Origin of the sequence: Cryobacterium sp., from assembly GCF_026786305.1 — a bacterium.
In the GTDB taxonomy this organism is placed as follows: Bacteria; Actinomycetota; Actinomycetes; order Actinomycetales; family Microbacteriaceae; genus Cryobacterium.
Map to the genome: position 1 here is coordinate 26,736 of NZ_JAJAYI010000081.1, position 18,853 is coordinate 45,588.

At 65.2% G+C, this 18,853-nt stretch carries 16 protein-coding genes; 7 read left to right on the forward strand and 9 right to left on the reverse strand.

What is annotated here, in order from left to right; genetic code table 11:
* Positions 1 to 4: 4 nt before the first annotated feature.
* Positions 5 to 2,851 carry an FAD-binding and (Fe-S)-binding domain-containing protein gene (locus tag LH475_RS10225; protein ID WP_196843932.1) on the reverse strand — a complete coding sequence of 949 codons (2,847 nt, stop codon included), beginning with the start codon at positions 2,849 to 2,851 and terminating at the stop codon, positions 5 to 7.
* On the reverse strand, positions 2,851 to 4,605 hold the full coding sequence (locus tag LH475_RS10230) for an L-lactate permease (RefSeq protein WP_297413808.1): 1,755 nt from the start codon (positions 4,603 to 4,605) through the stop codon (positions 2,851 to 2,853). The genes LH475_RS10225 and LH475_RS10230 overlap by 1 nt, the downstream gene beginning before the upstream one ends.
* A 146-nt stretch (positions 4,606 to 4,751) precedes the next feature.
* On the opposite strand from LH475_RS10230, the gene LH475_RS10235 reads away from it, so the two are divergent.
* From LH475_RS10235 to LH475_RS10245, 3 genes are all read left to right on the forward strand, one after another.
* A complete protein-coding gene (locus LH475_RS10235; protein WP_196844009.1) occupies positions 4,752 to 5,447 on the forward strand; it encodes a GntR family transcriptional regulator in 696 nt (231 codons plus the stop codon).
* A 7-nt stretch (positions 5,448 to 5,454) separates the two neighbouring features.
* A complete protein-coding gene (locus LH475_RS10240; RefSeq protein ID WP_196843930.1) occupies positions 5,455 to 5,934 on the forward strand; it encodes a hypothetical protein in 480 nt (159 codons plus the stop codon).
* A gap of 87 nt (positions 5,935 to 6,021) precedes the next feature.
* Positions 6,022 to 6,768: an enoyl-CoA hydratase/isomerase family protein gene (locus LH475_RS10245; RefSeq protein ID WP_196843929.1), complete on the forward strand. Its 747-nt coding sequence runs from the start codon at positions 6,022 to 6,024 to the stop codon at positions 6,766 to 6,768.
* Positions 6,769 to 6,993: 225 nt separating this feature from the next.
* Here the strand turns inward: LH475_RS10245 and LH475_RS10250 are convergent, their stop codons facing one another.
* From LH475_RS10250 to LH475_RS10275, 6 genes are all read right to left on the reverse strand, one after another.
* The gene (locus tag LH475_RS10250) at positions 6,994 to 8,376 is read right to left on the reverse strand and encodes a DUF2079 domain-containing protein (RefSeq protein ID WP_196843928.1); all 1,383 of its coding nucleotides are present in this window, start codon (positions 8,374 to 8,376) and stop codon (positions 6,994 to 6,996) included.
* Between the two features lie 482 nt (positions 8,377 to 8,858).
* On the reverse strand, positions 8,859 to 10,316 hold the full coding sequence (locus LH475_RS10255; protein WP_297413812.1) for a dihydrolipoamide acetyltransferase family protein: 1,458 nt from the start codon (positions 10,314 to 10,316) through the stop codon (positions 8,859 to 8,861).
* Positions 10,316 to 11,335: an alpha-ketoacid dehydrogenase subunit beta gene (locus LH475_RS10260; RefSeq protein WP_297413814.1), complete on the reverse strand. Its 1,020-nt coding sequence runs from the start codon at positions 11,333 to 11,335 to the stop codon at positions 10,316 to 10,318. The genes LH475_RS10255 and LH475_RS10260 overlap by 1 nt, the downstream gene beginning before the upstream one ends.
* Positions 11,332 to 12,474 (reverse strand): pyruvate dehydrogenase (acetyl-transferring) E1 component subunit alpha, encoded by a 1,143-nt coding sequence (gene pdhA, locus LH475_RS10265; protein ID WP_196843925.1) that lies wholly within the window; start codon positions 12,472 to 12,474, stop codon positions 11,332 to 11,334. The genes LH475_RS10260 and pdhA overlap by 4 nt, the downstream gene beginning before the upstream one ends.
* Positions 12,475 to 12,583: 109 nt before the next feature.
* Complete coding sequence (locus LH475_RS10270; RefSeq protein WP_196843924.1) at positions 12,584 to 13,072, reverse strand: Lrp/AsnC family transcriptional regulator; 489 nt, start codon at positions 13,070 to 13,072, stop codon at positions 12,584 to 12,586.
* A 7-nt stretch (positions 13,073 to 13,079) separates the two neighbouring features.
* Positions 13,080 to 13,904: an oxygenase MpaB family protein gene (locus LH475_RS10275; protein WP_297413817.1), complete on the reverse strand. Its 825-nt coding sequence runs from the start codon at positions 13,902 to 13,904 to the stop codon at positions 13,080 to 13,082.
* A 192-nt stretch (positions 13,905 to 14,096) separates the two neighbouring features.
* Between LH475_RS10275 and LH475_RS10280 the strand changes: the two genes are divergently transcribed.
* Together LH475_RS10280 and LH475_RS10285 are read left to right on the forward strand one after the other, a co-directional pair.
* Positions 14,097 to 14,657, forward strand: coding sequence for a YceI family protein (locus tag LH475_RS10280; protein ID WP_297413819.1), 561 nt, complete (start codon positions 14,097 to 14,099; stop codon positions 14,655 to 14,657).
* A gap of 235 nt (positions 14,658 to 14,892) precedes the next feature.
* A complete protein-coding gene (locus tag LH475_RS10285; RefSeq protein WP_297413821.1) occupies positions 14,893 to 15,924 on the forward strand; it encodes a nitronate monooxygenase in 1,032 nt (343 codons plus the stop codon).
* 38 nt (positions 15,925 to 15,962) lie between these two features.
* Here LH475_RS10285 and LH475_RS10290 read toward each other — a convergent pair whose 3' ends face one another.
* Positions 15,963 to 16,409: a DUF1801 domain-containing protein gene (locus LH475_RS10290; RefSeq protein WP_196843922.1), complete on the reverse strand. Its 447-nt coding sequence runs from the start codon at positions 16,407 to 16,409 to the stop codon at positions 15,963 to 15,965.
* A gap of 223 nt (positions 16,410 to 16,632) precedes the next feature.
* Here LH475_RS10290 and LH475_RS10295 point away from each other — a divergent pair, with 223 nt between their 5' ends.
* Together LH475_RS10295 and LH475_RS10300 are read left to right on the forward strand one after the other, a co-directional pair.
* Complete coding sequence (locus LH475_RS10295) at positions 16,633 to 18,069, forward strand: amino acid ABC transporter substrate-binding protein/permease (protein ID WP_297413823.1); 1,437 nt, start codon at positions 16,633 to 16,635, stop codon at positions 18,067 to 18,069.
* A complete protein-coding gene (locus tag LH475_RS10300) occupies positions 18,066 to 18,794 on the forward strand; it encodes an amino acid ABC transporter ATP-binding protein (RefSeq protein ID WP_297413825.1) in 729 nt (242 codons plus the stop codon). The genes LH475_RS10295 and LH475_RS10300 overlap by 4 nt, the downstream gene beginning before the upstream one ends.
* The last annotated feature ends 59 nt before the right edge of the window (positions 18,795 to 18,853 follow it).

Genomic DNA, 18,853 nt, shown 5'->3' on the forward strand with positions numbered 1-18,853 from the left:
GTTGTCAGGCGGGGCGCGATACCTCGTTGAGCAACTCCAGCACGTGCCGGTACGGCGCTTTGGTCGCCCGTGTCATGCCGAGTTCACAGGTGCGGTTGCACGAGGCGTGCGCGGTCGAGTCGAGGGCGACGATCTCCTCGGATTGAATCCGGGTGGCCGATTCGGTCAGTTCGGGGTGAAGCATGCCCCGGTCTCCGGCGAATCCGCAGCATCCCCAGTTCTCGGGTACGTCGACTTGGTCAGCGACTGCGCCCGCCACACTGTCGAGCGCCGCGTTGATTCCCATCCGAGTCGACGAGCACGTGGGATGCAGCGCGAGCGATTCGAGCTTGACGTACTCGGGAAGGGAAGGCAAAATGTGCGCGGCGGCGAATTCGACCGCGTCCATCACACTCAGCCGATTGGCGCTCGTGTCGCTCTCGATTGTCTGCCGCAGCCCCTCGGTGCACGAGGAGGCGTCGCAGATGATGGTGAGTTCGCCATCATTGGTGGCCGCATGCAGCGCCGCGAGGGTGCGCGCACGCATGGTGGCCTGGCCCGCCGCCATGCCTTTGGACGCCCAGGGCGTGCCGCAGCACAGTGTGTCAATGCCCGGTGGAACGAGCAGGGTGATGTCGGCCCGCTGGCACAGCTCTTCAAAACTGACCTGCACGCCGGGAGTGGCAGCATCCGCCGCGCCAAACATGGTGCTGACGCAGGCCGGAAAGTACACCACGGATGCCGCTTCCAGAGGAGCTGGGCGCGCGCGCGACACCCCGCCGGTCGGCAGTTCGCCGGAGTAGAGCGGCACGGTGTCGGTGCCGAGCACGGCGCGGGCGATCTTGTTCGGGCCCAGCACGAGCGGGGTCGGCACCTTCTTCACCACGCTCAGTGCGAGGCCCGCCCCACGTGTCACGGTGCCCCAGTTCTGTGCGGCGACGTTCCAGAGGGCATTCGCAACCGGATTCGCATCTTGTTTACGCAGACTCTTGACGAGCAGTCCGGTGTCAATATTGACCGGGCACGCTGTCTGGCACATGCCATCGACCGCACAGGTTTGCACGGCGTCGTAGTCGTAGTCCTTTGTGAGTTCGGCGACGAGGTCACTGTTGCCGTCGATGCGGGCTTGTTCGATGGCACGCAACGTCACGATGCGCTGCCGCGGGGTGAGCGTGATCTCGCGGCTCGGGCAGACCGGTTCACAATAGCCACACGACACGCAACGATCGACTTCCTCGGCCACTGCGGGCGTGGATTTGATGTCGCGCAGGTGAACTTCAGCGTCGTCGTTGATCAGTACACCCGGGTTGAGCATTCCCACGGGATCGCAGAGGCGTTTGATCTGGCGCATGACGTCGTAGAGCTCATCACCGAACTGGCGGCGAACGTACGGTGCCATTACACGTCCGGTGCCATGTTCGGCCTTGAGCGAGCCACCCTCGCCGAGCACGAGGTCAACCATGTCTTCGGTGAAATTGCGGTACCGATCGAGTGACTCAGTGCCGGCGAAACCGTCGGTGAGCATGAAGTGAATATTGCCGTCTTTCGCGTGCCCGAAGATTACGCTGTCCCGGTACTGGTAGCGCTCGAACAAATTCGTCAGCTCGATGCACGTGCGGCCGAGCGCCGGAACCGGCACGACGACGTCTTCGAGCAAGGCCGTCGTTCCCGGCGGTCGCGCACCGGCCACCGCCGCATACAGGCCCTTGCGCAGGTGCCATATCTGGGCGCGCGCGCCCGCATCGCTGCTGAACTCGGCCGGGCTGCTGAGGGCCAGTCCGGCGGCAAGTGCCAGCCCGGTCGCCTGCAACTCGGCGAGGTGTCCTGCGTTGTCGGCGTGGTACTCAACGAGCAACGTTGCGTGGTCGCGCACGGCCAGATCGCGGATGATCGGGGGCGCGTCCGGCAGGCTCTGTCCCACCTTCAGGGAGAGTGCGTCCATGAGTTCGAGGGTCGCCGCTCCCGTGTCGACGAGCGCGGGCAGGGCGGCGTTGGCCGCCTCCAGATCGTCAAACACCATGAGGCTGGTGGTGACGTGAGCGAGCTTGGGAACGGTGCGAAACACGGCCTCGGCTACGAAACCGAGCGTTCCCTCACTTCCCACGATGAGGTGCGCAAGGATTTCCGCCGGTCGATCATGGTCGAGCAACGCGTTGACGCCATAGCCCATGGTGTTCTTCATGGAAAATTGGTGCTCAATCGTCGCCACGGACGTGGGGTTGCCGCGAACCCGCCGCGCCAAGCGGAGCAGCCCCTCGTGCAGCTCGGGCTCAAGGGCCCGAAGACGCTCGTCGGCATCCGTCGTTCCGGTGTCGATGACCGTGCCGCTCGGCAGTACGACGATGAGTGATTCGAGGGTGCGATAGGCGTTGTCTGTGGTGCCGCAGGCCATGCCCGACGAGTTGTTGGCGATGACGCCGCCGATTGTGCAGGCGGACTCGCTCGCCGGATCGGGCCCGAACTTGCGCCCATACCGGGCGAGCCGGTTGTTGAGGGCACGCACCGTGACACCGGGCTGAACCCGAACGCGCCCGCCGGCGTCCAGCACCTCAATTTTCTTGAAATTGCGCCGCACATCAACGAGCACGCCGTCGGTCAGGGCTTGACCGCTGAGGCTGGTTCCGCCGGAACGGAACGTGAGGGGGATGCCCTGGGCGGCGCTGACCGCGAGCAGTTGGCCGACTTCGTGCGCGTTCTCGGCCACGACGACCGCTTGAGGGATCAGCAGAAAGTGGGAAGCGTCGTGGGCGTTGGCGTGCAGGTCGATGGCCCGGCTCTTCACCCGGGTCGGGTCGTGCACGGCCGTGCGCAGCGAATCGAGCAGCGTCGACGGGGATGCGGAACCGTCGTGTCGCGTCAGGGTGTCCGTCATTACGGAACCATCCAGCCCAGCACGGGAGTCGACTGCAGCACGATGAGGATCGTGATGAGCGCGAGCAGGCTCAGACTCCAGCCGAGTAGCTTGCGGAACAGGGTACCTTCCTCCCCGGCCAGGCCGACAGCCGCCGCGGCGACGGCGAGGTTCTGCACACTGAGCATTTTACCGAGTACACCGGCGGAGGAATTTGCGGCCGCCATGAGCACTGGCGACAGGCCGGTCTGCGTCGCTGCAGCGACCTGGAGCTGGCCGAACAGCGAATTCGAGGAGGTGTCCGAGCCGGTAAGTGCCACCCCGAGCCAGCCGATGACGGGGGAGAGCACGGCGAAGAACACGCCAGTTGTGGCAAGGGCGACACCGAGGGAATTTGTCTGGCCCGAGAGGTTCATGACAAACGACAGGCTGAGCACGGAGGTGACGGTGACAATGGTCCAGCGCAACTGCACGAGCGTCTGCCAGTAGATGGCCAGGCCCTGGCGAATCGACATCCGGTAGAGCGCCATCGTGACGATACCGGAGAGCAGCAGCAGGGTGCCGGTGGCTTTGAGGTGGTCGAATTTGAACGTCTGTGCAGGAACCGGGTCACCGGCGGCGTTCACGACGTCGAGCCCCGGCCACTGGAACGTCACGCTGCCGACGACACTCAGCCATGCCTTGACCGCCGGAATTTGAGCAATCGAGAAGATGCCCATGATGATCAGGTACGGAGCGATCGACGTCCAAACGTGTGCTGCCGGTGGGCGCGTCGTCTTCTCGAGTACTGCGATGGAGCCGGTTGTCGGGGCCAGGGACGTTGCTGGTGCCGCGGAGACCGGGTGCAGGGGCACACCGATCCTCGGTTCGCTGGCCGATGAGGCGTCGGTGGGAGCACCATCCGTCACGCCGATGATCTCTTTCGGCTGCCAGAAGCGCAGCATGATCAGCACGGCAATGATGGTGGCCACGGCGGCCACGACGTCGGTGAGTTCGACCGCAAAGAAGTTCGAGGTGACGAACTGGGACAGTCCGAAGACGAGGCCGGCAATGAGGGCTACCGGCCAGGTCTGCTTGAGTCCGCGCTTGCCGTCGACCATGAAGACCAGGATGAGGGGAACCAGAAGAGCAATGAAGGGAGTCTGCCGGCCTGCCATCTGAGACAAGTCGTGGATGGGCAGGCCGGTCACTCCGTTGAGGGCGATGATCGGGGCGGCCATCGCACCGAAGGCCACCGGCGCCGTGTTGGCGAGGAGGGAGACCAGGGCCGACTTGAGCGGCTTCATGCCGGCAGCCATGAGCATGGCAGCCGAAATGGCAACCGGGGCGCCGAAACCGGCGAGCGACTCCATCAGGGCGCCGAAACAGAAGGCAATCAGGATTGCCAGAATGCGCAGGTCATTGGTGATCGAGCGGATAGTGCGGCCGAGCACCTCGAACCACCGCGTCGCCACGGTGAGTTTGTAGATCCACAGCGCGTTCACGAGGATCCACAGGATCGGGAACAGCCCGTAGAAAGCTCCGGCGGCGGCGGCGCTCAGCGCCTGGCCGACCGGCATCTGCCAACCGACAATGGCAAGCACAACGGACAGCAGCAGGCTGGCGAGGGCTGCCTTGTGTGCCTTGACGCGAAAGACGCCGAGCAGCACGAAAAGAAGGACGAGCGGCAGCGCGGCGCACGCCGCTGAGAGGATGAGGTTACCGGATATCGGGTCGGTGATCTGTAGGAATGAGTCCGATTCGAACGGACGGACGGGCTGGGCAATGAAATGCATGATGATCTCTCCACACTGAGGTTGCGTCATATGCCGATGACGATTGAAATATTGTCTAACAAGTATTCACGTATGTCAACAATTCCGGTTGTCTTGTCTGGCAAGATTGGGTGGTCCGGTTCTTTCGGATAGGAGAGGCGGTGTCCGTGGTTATTCCCGTTGCGGCAATTTCCATCGTGGATGCGATCGCGAATGACCTGCGCGAGCGGCTGTTCTCGGGTGGGCTCACTCCCGCGGCCGCGCTGACCGAGACAGACATTGCCGGTACTTACGACGTCGCGCGTCCCACGGCCAAAGCTGCCATTGAGCGGCTTGTCGCCGAAGGGTTGCTCGTGCGCGGCGCACACAAGACCGCCCGCGTGGCCGATCTCAAACCCGCAGACGTGCGCGACATCTATCTCGCCCGCGCTTACCTGGAGAGTGAGGTTCTACGCCGACTCGCCCGAGCGCGTTCGGTTCCGGCGGAGGCGGTGCGCGCCAACGCCGAAATCGCCGCGTTGACCGACGAGGCACCGCTGGCGGTCGTCGAGCCCGACATGCGATTTCATATGAGCCTCATCGACGCCGTCGGAAATGAGCGGATCAGCAAGATGTACCGCTCCCTCGTGAGCGAGGTACGCCTGTGCATGACTCGAGTGCAAGCCCTCAAGCTTCTTGACACGTCCATGATCCACGACGAACATGAGCGCATCCTCGCGTTCCTTAGCGCGGGCGAGAGCGAGGCCGCGGCCCGGCTGCTGGACGAGCACCTCGCCCGAGCCCGCGAGAGGCTCGCCGCGGCACTCGGCGGCTCTGCCGACCCAGCGGCATTCAGACCGTCCACCCCGCTGTCCGCTGAGTGAGACCGACATGGCACACTTCCTCACTGCGTCCACCCGAGCGGCGCTGGACTCTCTGATCGCTCTCGACGATGGCGTCGCGGCGGATCCGCTCGAGCGGCTGCGCGCCATCCGCTCACTGCGAACGGCCCTCGATATCGACCCGGCCACCATCGGCGCCGTTCGCTCCGCGCTCACGACCGAGAAATCGTGGGAGGAGATCGCAGACGCGACCGGGCTCAAAGTGCCCGCCGCCAAATGGCGTTGGGGTGGCAGCGATGACGAAATTACCGACCGGCTCGAAGCAGGCCGTAAACGATCAGCGCGGCCGAGCAGCATACCGACCGACCTGCCGGGACTGTCCGTCGCCGAGGCCGCGACCGCGCGCGGTGTCAGCACCCAGGCCATCTATCTTCAGGTGCGCCGCGGAAACCTGGTCAGCCGTACCGTGACCCTGCCCGACGGGCGCAGCTATAAGCGAGTCTTCCCGGCTGGTACGCCCGATTCCTGACCATTCCTGCGGCGCAATTTTGCACACGTACCCTTCTGCCCCAACTTCACGCCCACTTCACACCGACTTCAACGGAGACGTCCCACAATGAACAACACCCCGACCACCCTGTCGATTCAACGCCGCGCCGACCGGGTGCACGTCGAACTCGACCGGCCCGACGTGCGCAATGCGATCGACCAGATTATGATCGATGAACTGCACGCGATCTGCGCGGAGCTGGAGCAGCAGCCGCGCATCCTCATCATCAGCGGCGCGAACGGCGTCTTCGCGTCGGGTGCCGACATCGCCCAGCTGCGCGAACGCCGCCGCGACGACGCGCTGCTCGGTATCAATTCCGGGCTGTTTTCGCGCATCGCTAAGCTGCCGATGCCGGTCATCGCCGCGATCGACGGCTGGGCGCTCGGTGGCGGAGCCGAGCTTGCCTACGCCGCCGACTTTCGCATCGCGTCCACGAGCGCGCGGCTCGGCAACCCCGAGACGGCGCTCGGGATTCTGCCCGCCGCCGGCGCGCTCTGGCGCCTGGCCGAGTTGGTCGGTGAGCCGGTAGCCAAGGAGATCATCCTGGCCGGGCGCATCCTGAGCGCCCCGGAGTGCCTCGCCGTGCATCTGGTCACCGAGGTGCATGACCCCGACGACCTGGTGGCCGCCGCGCACGCGCTGGCGGACCGCATTGCCTTGCAGGACCCCCTCGCAACCCGCCTGGCCAAGGAGGTTTTCCACGCGCCGCGGGCGTCTCATCCGCTTGTCGACAACGTCGCCCAGTCGATCTTGTTCGAGTCCGACGCCAAATTCACCCGAATGGATGCTTTCCTCGCCCGTCGAAAGCGCTAGTCGCGGTCGGCGGAGCCGGCGCGTTGTTCAGACTGCGCCACGGGGCCGGCGCGTAATGGCATGAGGTGAGCGCTCTGGCGGGCTTTTCGGCCGGTGAATGATCTTGGGAACGAATGACACTGGTGACCCGACCGGCCGGCCCACCTTCGGAAACTGGGCCCTTGATCTCTTGGGCCCAGTTTCTAGGCCCGGCCCCGGAAAAGAGAGGGCCCGCGCAGGCTTGGTTCAGCGGGTGCGAGCCACTTCATAGCCGCCGGCGGAATAGATCGTCGTGAACGTGGCTCCGGGGTGCAGTGCCGTGCCCACGATCTGCGCCGAGCTCCACTCACCGGGCAGGCCGCCCGCCTGCAGGTCGATCACGAGATAGTCCGGCAGGGGATTGTGGTTGCCGAGCCAGTAGACATCCGTTCGTTCCACAAGGTAGTTCATGAGGCCGATGTCTGATTCGACCCGGGCGCCGTCGGGCACAACCTGCAGTGCGGCATTCGCGGCAGCTGCACGATCCGTCGAAAAGTTCGCGGGAATATCAGTGAGCTTGAACAGCGGCAGCGTTGTGGCGAGCACCAGCGCGGAGACAATCGAGACGGATGCCGCCTGCCGCCCGTAGCCGCGCAGCCAGTGCCGCCGGCTGGTGCGCAGGAGGGCGATGCCGTCGAGGCCGGCGCAGAACGCGATCGGCATGAGTACGGCGCTGTACTGCCAGGTGGGCCCCCAGTAGCCCGAGTTGTCGGACAGAAACCGCCAGGCTAGCGTCGGCAGCAGTACGAGCGCGAGCGGTGACCGTACCGCGATGACGCCGGTGGCGACGAGGAGCAGGGCCAGGGTCAGACCCTTCTGCGGCTGAAACAACGCGGCCGGGTCATTCACAATCCCGAGCAGGTCGATGCTGCTCGAATACGCCCAGGCCCCGTTCGGGTTGAGCACCGGCAATATCACCAGGCTCGCCAGGACGAACCAGCCCACGCCCCAGACGGCGAGCCAGATGCCCAGAGGTCGACGGCTGCGTACGGCGAGCACGAGGCCGAGTGCGGCCACGGTGAGTCCAAGGTCTTCCTTGACAAAGACGAGCGGTATCGCCCACAGCAGGCAGGCCAGCCACTTGCGCAGCAGGAAGGCGGTCAGCGACAACGCCAGTAGTGGCACGGCGAACGCAATTTCGTGGAACTGCGCCTCCACTGCGCCCTGGAGGCCCCAGCTGAACGCGAAAGCGAGCCCGAACAGCGTGCCGGTGAGCGGGCCGAGCAGTCGGATGGCGCCAGAGGTCAGGGCGGCAGCAGCGAGCCCGAACAGCGCGTTCTGCACCACCAGCAGGGTGAAAGCGTGCGGGAACACGGCGAAAACGGGCCCGAGCGCCACCAGGAGCGGATGAAAGTGGTCACCGAGCAGGTTGAAGCCGTCGCCCTTGATCGTGACGATCGGTGCCTCGAACGCTGCGTACTGCCGGGCCAGCTGGGTGAAGATGCCGAGGTCCCAGGACGGAGCGGCAACACTGCGCCACTGCAGGGCCGAGAACACGGTGTATAACGCAGTCGTCACGAGCCCGACGCCGGCCGGCAGCAGGAACGGCTGCAGCGCGCGCGGTGGCTCACCGAAGCGAAATCCCCTCATTCGACCACGCTAACGCACGGGGTCAATTGCCTGTGCCGGATCCAGTAGCAGGAGAGGACCTTTGGCCCTGTTTTCACCGCCCGGCTACGGAGCACACTACAAGCGTGTCCCAAACAATGGCACGCTCGGAGATCGCATGACACTCACTTGCCCCTTCTGCCGTTCCCAAGCCCGGCTGAGCCCGAATCCGGCTCACGCCGAGCGCAACTCGCTTCCCGTCTACATACTCAAATGCTCCGGATGCGACCACACCAGTGTGCGCGTCGCCGCGCTTCGTAATCAGCTGGCTGCCCGAAACGCCACTGCGGGCATCCGACACCACCTCTGACACCCCCCTGACACCCTTTCTGACGCCTTTTCTGACAGCACCTTAAGGCGGCATATCCCGATAATCCTCGTGACATCCCCACGCCATCGAGGACAGAAACACCTTCACATCCCCGCCTCGTACGGAGGTGTTCTCCTACTATGGTCGGGCGGTCCTACAGGTCGGCGAGCAGGCTCACCGGGTTTTCGATGCAGCGGGCCACATAGGTGAGGAAACCGGCGGCGGTTCCGCCGTCGCAGACCCGGTGATCGAACACCATCGACAGCTCCACGACCGTGCGCACCGCGAGTTCGTGATTGACCACCCAGGGCCGCTCGATCATGCGCCCGACTCCGAGGATCGCCGCCTCGGGGTGGTTGATGATCGCCGCCGAACCGTCGACGCCGAGCGACCCGAAATTGTTCAGGGTGAAGGTTCCACCGGTGAGCGCGCTCGGCGCAAACGTGCCGTCGGGCGATCGAGCCACGAGCTCCGCGAGGGAATCGCGCAACGTTCGTGTGCTCATGGCATGCGCGCCGTGGATGACGGGCACCATCAACCCGCGCGAGGTCTGCGCCGCAATGCCGAGATTCACGGCATTGTGCTGCAGAATCTCCTGGCTGGCAGTGTCGACCGAGGAGTTGAGCTGCGGATATTGGCGCAAACCGGCCACGACGAAGCGCGCGATGAGCGCCGTCACGCTGAACCGCTCGCCGGTCGCCTGCAACAGCTGATCGCGGGCCGCGAACAGGGCGGTCGCGTCGACATCGAGCCAGATCGTCGCCTCGGGAATCTCCCGTCGCGACGTCGTCAGCCGCTGGGAGACCACCTTGCGCAGCCCGGAGATTGGGATGCGGATATCGACGTTCTCATCGACAGCGTGCGTGGCGGATGCACTGGTGGATCGCGGCGCCTGAGGGGAAGGCAGAGCTCCGACCGGTGCAACCGATTCCGAATCCGTGCGCGTCTGAATGTACTCCTCGACGTCGCTGCGCAGCACCAGTGCGTTCTGACCGCTGCCGGCCAGCATGCTCGCATCGAAGCCGTGGGCGCGCGCGAGTCGGCGCACGATCGGCGACACGACGGGGGAGCGGCGGGCCGGGTCGAGAATGACCGTCGAAGCAGATGCCGGAGCCTCGGCCTCCGGCTCGGCCTCCGGCACGGCCTCCGGCTGGGCCTCAATGGGCGTCGGCACGGGCCGAACCGGGGTATCCGCTGCCGGGGAGACGAGAACGCTCGGAGTGAGCGCGCCGCCGAAGCGCCCGGCGGCTACCCGTCTGGCCGGTCGAGCGCTCTCGGTGGTGCCGTACCCGACAAGTACCGCTCCAGAACCCTCGGACGGTGCGGCAGCGGCCGGAGCCACGGTCGGAGCCACGGCCGGAGCCACGCTGGCCGACGCATCCACGACGGTCAGCAGCACCTGGCCGGCGTGAATGACCTGCCCGGGTTCACCGAACAGGCTCGCCACGACACCGCCGTAGGGCGAGGGCAGCTCCACGATCGACTTGGCCGATTCGACCTCAACCACGGCCTGGTCGATGACGATCGTGTCGCCGGGAGCAACCAGCCAGGCCACAATCTCGGCCTCGGTCAGGCCCTCGCCGAGGTCGGGCAACAGAAACTCGCGGCTCATCAGGACCACTCCCAGGTCGACAGTGCGGCGAGTATGCGGTCGGGGGTCGGCAAGAAATACTCCTCGAGCTTGGGCGACGGATACGGAATGTCGAAGCCGGTGATGCGCAGAATGGGTGCGGCCAGGTAGAAGAAGTTGCGCTCGGTCAGGCGGGCGGCCACCTCGGCGCCGTAGCCGCCGAACTGCGCGGCCTCGTGCACGATGGCGGCCCGACCGGTCTTGCGAACGGATGCCCCCACCGTCTCGTCATCAAACGGAGAGAGGCTGCGCAGGTCGATGAGCTCGATCGAGAGCCCCTCGGCCGTGGCCTGCTCGGCCGTGGCCAGGGCCGTTTTAACGGTCGGCCCGTAGGCGATGAGCGTGACATCGGTGCCTTCCCGCAGCACGACCGCCCGGTTCAGCGGCTCGGTCTGCACCGGCAGGGCGAGGGAAGCCTTGCTCCAGTAGCGGCTCTTCGGCTCCATGAAGATAACCGGGTCGTCGCTCGCAATGGCCTCACGCAGCATGGAGTAGGCGTCGGCCGGGTTCGACGGGCTCACCACGGTGAGTCCGGGCGTCGCCGTCCAGTACGCCTCGGAGGAATCGGAGTGGTGCTCGACCCCGCCGATGTCACCGGCGTAGGGAATGCGAATGACGATCGGCAGCGGAATCTTGCCGCGCGTGCGATTGCGCATCTTTGCCACGTGCGACACGATCTGCTGAAACGCCGGATAGCTGAACGCGTCGAACTGCATCTCCACGACCGGGCGCAGGCCGTACATGGCCATGCCGATCGCGGTCCCCACAATGCCGGCCTCGGCCAGCGGGGAGTCGCTCACCCGGGTCTCCCCGAATTCTGCGTAGAGCCCGTCGGTGACCCGAAACACGCCGCCGAGCGGTCCGACGTCTTCGCCGAACAAAACGACGGAAGGATCATCGACCATCGCGTCGCGAATGGCCGCGTTGAGCGCCGCGGCCATGGTCAGGTTTTCTGGCGCGCGCACGGCGGTGCCGGTCTCCAGACTCTGCTGGGGGCTCATCGGGTGCCCTCTTCGCTGATGACAGCGGATGCCGCGGCATCGCCGTCGAGTTCGGCCGCCAGAAAGGCACGCTGCTCGGCCAGGGCGGCCCGCGGGGTGGAATAGACGTGCTCGAACAGTTCGAGCGGATCGATGACTGCCTGCTCGGTCATGCAGTCGCGGGTTGTCGTGGCGAGTTTCTCGGCGGCCGCCATAATCTCGGCGCGCACCTCCTCGGAGAGCGCGCCCTGCGCGACGAGGTACTTTTCCAGGCGTTCGATCGGGTCGCGGCTGCGCCACAGATCAACGTCGGCGGTCTTGCGGTAGCGGGTGGGGTCATCCGAGTTGGTGTGTGCCTCGATGCGGTAGGTGAGGCCCTCGATCAGGGTGGGGCCGTTGCCGCTGCGGGCACGGTCCATGGCCGCCGCGATGACGGCATACATTGCGGCGACGTCGTTGCCGTCGACGTAATAGCCGGGCATGCCGTAGCCGATTGCCTTGTCGGCGATGGTGCGGCAGGCCATCTGCTTGTCGAGCGGCACGCTGATCGCGAATTGGTTGTTCTGCACGACAAAGACGACCGGAGCCTGCCAGACGGCCGCGAAGTTGAACGCCTCGTGGGCGTCGCCCTCGCTCGTGGCGCCGTCGCCGAGCAGGGTGAGTGCCACGGTGTCGTCGCGCTTGAGCTTCGACGCGGTGGCGAGGCCGACGGCGTGCAGCGCCTGGGTGGCGAGCGGTGTGGCCTGCGGGGCGATGCGGTGCTGGTGATAGTCGTAGCCGCTGTGCCAGTCGCCGCGGAACGAGGCGAGGATATCCTTCGGCTCGACGCCCCGGGTGAGCAGCGCGATGCTGTCGCGGTAGGTCGGAAACAGCCAGTCCTGCGGGGCGAGTGCGGCGACGGCGGCGATCTCGCAGGCCTCCTGACCGAGCGCCGACGGGTAGGTGGCGAGGCGCCCCTGCCGGGTGAGGGCGGTGACCTGCACGTCGAAACGGCGGGCGATGACCATCTGACGGTAGAGACCGAGCAGCGTCGGGACGCTTGGCAGAGTGAAGCCGCCGCTCTCGCTTTCGGCAACCGCGCGACCGGTGTCATCGATCAAACGAAGGGGTGGGGGTGCCAGCACGGCTGTCAGCGGCGTGCTCTCGACATTGAGACTCATAACCCAATGGTGCGCCCTTTTCGGGGCCGTGACGGCACATTTTCGCAGTTGTGAACGATTGGCGGACCAGATGCCAGACGGGGGCCAATTGGCATTCATACACCGTGAATCAGTACCAGGCGTCCGGAGTAGCACCCGGTGCGTGCCCGATGATCTCGTCGAGGATGAGGTGCGATCGCGTGGAGATCACCCCAGGCATGGTGTGGATATCGCGCAGAATGGCCTGGCTGAGCTGCTCGTGGTCGGGAGCGCTCACCGTGAGAATAATGTCGATGTCGCCGCTCACGGCCTGGGCCTTCTCCACGAAGGGCAGTTGAGCCAGCTGCGCGGCGATCTCACCCCAGGCCACGTCGCTGATCTTCACGACGACGAGTGCCGATACGTTGAGTCCGAGCGCCTTCCGGTCGGTCTGTGCGCCGAACCCGGTGATGACGCCGTGGCGGATCAATTTCTGCACCCGGGTGTGTGCGGCGGTGCGTGAGATGTGCACCTGCAGGGCCAGCTGGCGCATCGACAGTCGGGCGTCGCGGCTGAGCCCGGCGATGATCTGGCGATCAGTGCTGTCGAGTCCGGGGTGGGGAGTCTGCGGCTGCGTCATTGGTCTCTCACACTACCGGCGCCGGCGCGGAAGCGTGCAGCACGCGCAGGTAATGATTCTTCGGCCAGTGTCGCAGTGCTCGCGGCAGGCGCGGATAAGTCAGCCGGATGCCGCCGAGTACCAAATCAAAGCGCCGCTGGTGCCGCGCCGACCAGGGTAAATCGAACAGCACCCGAACATGCGAGGGCAGCAGGCCGGCGGTCATCAGGCGGGCCAGGGGCAGGGCGGCGCGATACCAGAGCGGCGCGGTGCGCGAGTGCAACAGGTCGTGCGCGACGGCGCGAGTGGCGTCATCCGTTGTGAGGAGCGTCAGCTGCTCGTTCCAATAGCGGCGGAACGCGGCGCGATCGGCCGGCCAGAGATCCGGCGGTACCTGCAGGGACGTGCCCAGACGGGAGTACTCGCGGTAAACGTCATCGGCCGTTTCGTCGTCGAGGGGGCCGTAGAGCAGGCCGTGCAGGTACGTGGCCGATTCGTATAAGGTCGCGGCGACCCACAGCTGCAGTTCGGGGGTGAACGCGTTGTACTCGGGGGTCGTGCCGGTGGAATGCACGGGACCGTGCGCCTGGTTGACTCGTTGGGCGACCGTCGCGGCCAGGTGGGCGTCGCCGAAGACGATCGCGTAGACATAGCTGAGGGTGCCGTTCAGTCGGTCGAGGGGTCGCAGCGCGAAATGGCTGTGGTCGGCGACGCCGTGTCCGATGGCCGGATTGGCCAGCTGCAGCAGGATGGCGCGGCCTCCGGCTGCGATGAGGATCCCCTCGCCGGCGACCCCCTGCATGCTCGGTGCGGACGTGCTCGGTGTGCGTGCGCTCGAACGTCGTGCACTCACAGCTACCTCCGAATAAACACGCAGAACCTCGCAATACCCGATCCTATTCGGTCGGCCTGAGTTTGGGCCGGTGTCTGAATGCGCGAATAGGGGAGATGAACAGTTGTCTTTTGCGGAATAACACCGCCTTCTATGCACTTGCATGTATCTGAGGGCGACAATTCCTGGGCCCACACACTTGAGGAGAACTTTATGAGCGAGACCACCGCAACGAGCATCCCGGGCTACAAGGCCGGAACCTGGACCATCGACAAGACCCACAGTTCAGTGGGCTTCAGCATTCGCCACATCGTCATCAGCAAGGTCAAGGGCACCTTCGATGACTTCGACGCCACCTTCGTGACCGGCGAGAACCCGCTTGAGACAAGCGTCACCGCCTCCGCCAAGGTCGTCTCGATCAACACCAATGAGCTCAGCCGCGACGGTCACCTGCGCACCGGCGACTTCTTCGACGCCGAGACCTACCCGACCATCGACTTCGCGTCGACGGGTGTGCGCGAAGTCAAGGGCGAGTACCTCGTCGACGGCAATATAACCATCAAGGGCGTCACCAAGCCGGCCACCTTCGAGCTCGAGTTCGGCGGCTTTGGCGGAGACCCCTACGGCAACTACAAGTTCGGTGCCACGGCCAAGACCGAGGTTACCCGCGAAGACTTCGGCCTCACCTACAACGCCGCCCTCGAAACCGGTGGCATGCTGCTCGGCGACAAGGTCACGATCACGCTCGAACTGCAGGCCGCGCTCAACGCGTAACCAGTAGCTTTTCGACGGGGCCCCACTGCGGTGGGGTCCTGTCTCGTTTGAAGGGCGTGTCGGGGGATTGGCGATCGAGTGGACGGATGGCCTTTGCGGGGCCTCACGGTGCGCACTTGTAGTTTTTGTTGTGGTTGAGTAGAACGGTGGTGGCGTTGCTGGCGGGCGCATACGCAGAATGTAGATCGTCGTTCCAGTCGATAGGACGGCGCGGCAACCAATCGAGGAGATCCCCGTGTTCACCCTGAACGAGCTTGAGATTCCGATCATTGCGGCACCAATGGCCGGCGGCGCGTCAACTCCGAACCTCGCGGTCACCGTGAGCGACGCGGGAGGTCTCGGCTTTCTGGCCGGCGGTTACAAGACTCCCCAGGCCCTGATTGAGCAGATCGCCGATGTGCAGCAGCGCACCGAGCGGGCGTTCGGCGTCAATCTGTTCATTCCGCAGCCGGCCCTGACCGACCCGGCCGCCGTCGAGGCCTACCGCTATGCGCTGGAACGAGAATATGGAGTCTCGCTCGGGGAGATCGCGGACGAGGATGACGACTGGTTCGTGGAGAAGACGGCCATCGTCATTGCGCATCGGGTGCCCGTAGTGTCGTTCACGTTCGGCCTGCCACCGTTAGACGTTGCGCAGCGGATGCACGCGGCCGGGTCGTTCCTGATCGCCACGGTCACCTCGATTGCAGAAGCCCAGCAAGCGGTCGATCGTGGCGTCGACGCACTCTGCGTGCAGGGGCCGGAGGCCGGCGGGCACCGGGCAACCTTCACGACGCACGGAGAGCCGGGCACGCTGGCATTGGGGGCACTGTTGATCGCGATTCGCGAGGTGGTGACGCTGCCGCTCATCGCGGCGGGCGGCATCCACTCGGGCGGGCAGATCGCCTCGCTCCTCGCTGCAGGCGCCGAGGCGGTGCAGCTCGGCACGGCCTTTTTGCGCACCGTGGAGTCGGGCGCGAACTCGGCCCACCAGGAGGCACTCGTTGACCCGCGCTTCGCCGAAACCGTCATTACCCGGGCCTTCTCTGGCCGCCCGGCGCGCGGCCTTCGCAATGCCTTTATCACCGCCCACGATACGAGAGTCCCCCACGAGTATCCGCAGGTGCATCACCTCACCAAGGGGCTTCGAGCGGATGCCGCCCGTCGCGGCGACCCCGACGGGCTCGCCCTCTGGGCCGGCACCGGGTTTCGCGCGGCGCGAACCGGTCCGGCCGCGGCGGTTCTCAACGGACTCTGGACCGATGCGCACGCTGCGGTCGTCTCCTAGCGGCGTCGTCTCGTAACAGCACCCTCACGTGGCGGCGCCTATTCGGTCGGCCGGTCACCCTGTGATTCCGCTGCACGGTGCCCGAATGCCTCGCCGGTGGTCACCGTGCGATACGACATGGCGATCATGCTTTCGAGCAGTGCCAGGTCGATTGTGGTGAGGTCCTTGAGATAGAGGCAGGCGACGCCGGTCGTGTGCGGCCCGAGGCGTTCGAGCTGGGACGCATAGGCACCGACTCCATCGGGAAAATACACCGTCAGTGCGGCCTTGCGCGGTGAGAATCCAGCGGCCCCCGCATCTCCTTCTCGACCACTCGCATACGTGTAGTGGTACTGTCCGAATCCGATGATTGAGGACCCCCACATGCGTGGCTCCTCGCCCGTGACCCGGGCCATGATCTGCAGCAAGGTGAGGGCATCGCGCCTCCGGGTCGGGTTCGCGACCGCTTCGATGCACGCGTGCACGTCGGTGGCGCTGGTTTCCATAAGGTCTCTTCCCTGTGGCTGGCGTGGTCGCATTTGCGGCGTGCACCCCAAGGTAGGCTCTTTCGGCGGGGTGTGCATCATCCGCTACCCGGTAGATCAGCGTCGATCGGCGCGACACAACCCTCTGGCTGACAGACCGAGCAGGTCGCACGACACGAATCGCACGATAAGAAATGGTTTCATTTTGCTAAAACTCAATATTTTCCGGGCGGGAAAGCTCACAGTGGCCGTTACGGCGCTGCTGGCCCTCGGCGGCGGATTCGTGGGCGTCAGCGCCGCAGCCGCGAGCCAATCCCAGACCAACCCGGTGTCCGCGGTCGCTGGTGAGACGTACGTCATCGGAACCGACACGACCTTTGCACCGTTTGAGTACCGCGAAGACGGTGAACTCACCGGCATCGACATGGACTTGATTCGCGACATCGCCGCGAGCCAGGGCTTCACCGTGGAGATCAAGTCGCTCGGCTTCGACGCGGCGCTGCAGGCGTTGCAGTCCAACCAGGTCGACGGCGTCATCGCCGGCATGTCGATCACCGACGAGCGCAAGCTGGTTTTCGACTTCTCCGACCCGTACTTCGACTCCGGCGTGCAGATGGCCGTCGCCGACAGCAACACCCAGATCACCGGCTACGCCGATCTGGCCGGCGAAACCGTTGTCGCCAAGCGTGGCAGTGAGGGCGAAACCTTCGCCAACTCGATCAAGGACGAGTACGACTTCACCGTCAAGGCCCTCGCCGACTCGGCCACGATGTACGACGACGTCAAGGCCGGCAACTCCGTCGCGGTGTTCGATGACTACCCGGTGCTTGCCTACGGCATCAACCAGAACAATGGGCTCAAGTCGGTCACCGAGAAGGAACGGGGCAGCTCCTACGGCTTCGCCGTCAACAAGGGCCAGAACCCCGAACTCGTCGCCGCCTTCAACACCGGCCTGGCCGAGCTGAAAAGCAGCGGCAAATACCAAACGATTCTCGATAAGTATCTCGAGCAGCCGGCGCCCGCCGCGGCATCCGGTTTCTTCGGTCTGCTGACCGACAGCCTGCCGGCCCTGATGAAGGGCCTCGGGCTGACGTTGCTCGCGACCGGCCTGTCAATTCTGATCGCCCTCGTGCTCGGCGTGCTGTTCGGGTTCTTCAAGGTGTCCGAAAGCCGCGTGCTGCGCGGGTTGGCGAGTATCTACGTCAGCATCTTCCGCGGCACCCCGCTGCTGGTGCAGGCGTTCTTCTTCTACTTCGGCCTGCCGCAACTCACCGGGCAGTCCATCGACGTGCTCACCGCCGGTGTGCTCACCCTGAGCCTCAACGCCGGCGCCTACATGACCGAGATCGTGCGCGGCGGAATCCAGTCGGTAGACCCCGGGCAGACCGAGGCCGGGCGCAGCCTCGGACTCGGCTACGTCACGACCATGCGCCGCGTCGTGCTGCCGCAGGCCGTGAAGATCATGACGCCGTCGTTCATCAACCAGTTCGTGATGACGCTCAAGGACACCTCGCTCCTGGCCGTGATCGGCTTCGCCGAGCTCACCTATCAGGGCCAGCAGATTTACGCCGCGAACTTTCGCACCGGTGAAACCCTGCTGATCGTCGCGGCGCTGTACTTCATCGTCATCAATCTGCTCACCATGCTCTCCAACAAGCTCGACAAGAGGTTCAACAAATGAGCAAGATCAGCGTCTCCGGACTGCGCAAGTCGTTCGGCGCCAACGAGGTGCTCAAGGGCCTTGACGTCGAGATCACCGAGGGCGAGGTTGTCTGTGTCATCGGCCCGTCCGGTTCGGGCAAGTCAACCTTTCTGCGCTGCCTGAACAAGCTCGACGAGCTCAGCGCCGGCGCGGTCATCGTCGACGGATTCGACCTCAGCGACAAGACGGTCAACCTCAACGAGGTGCGCCAGCACATCGGCATGGTGTTTCAGCACTTCAACCTGTTTCCGCACATGACGGTGCTGCAGAACATCATGCTGGCCCCGCTCGAGCTGAAAAAAGAATCCGCAGCCAATGCCCGCGCCACCGCCCTGAAACTGCTCGACCGGGTGGGCCTCGCCGACAAAGCGAACGCCCGCCCCGCCCAGCTCTCCGGCGGCCAGAAGCAGCGCGTCGCCATCGCCCGTTCCCTCGCCGTGAATCCCGACATCATGCTCTTCGACGAGGCCACGAGTGCGCTCGACCCGGAGATGGTCGGCGAAGTGCTGCAGGTCATCCGTGACCTCGCCGCCGAGGGGATGACCATGGTTGTCGTCACCCACGAGATGGGTTTCGCACGTGAGGTCGCCGACCGGGTCATCTTCATGGCCGACGGCGTCATCGTCGAAGAGGGCACCCCGGCCGAACTGTTCGGCAACCCGCAACAGGAACGCACCCAGGACTTCCTGTCGAAGGTGCTCTAACCCGTTTCACTTCAAGAACGGATGCACCGCGCGAGTCCAGCGCGGTGCATCCGTTCTTC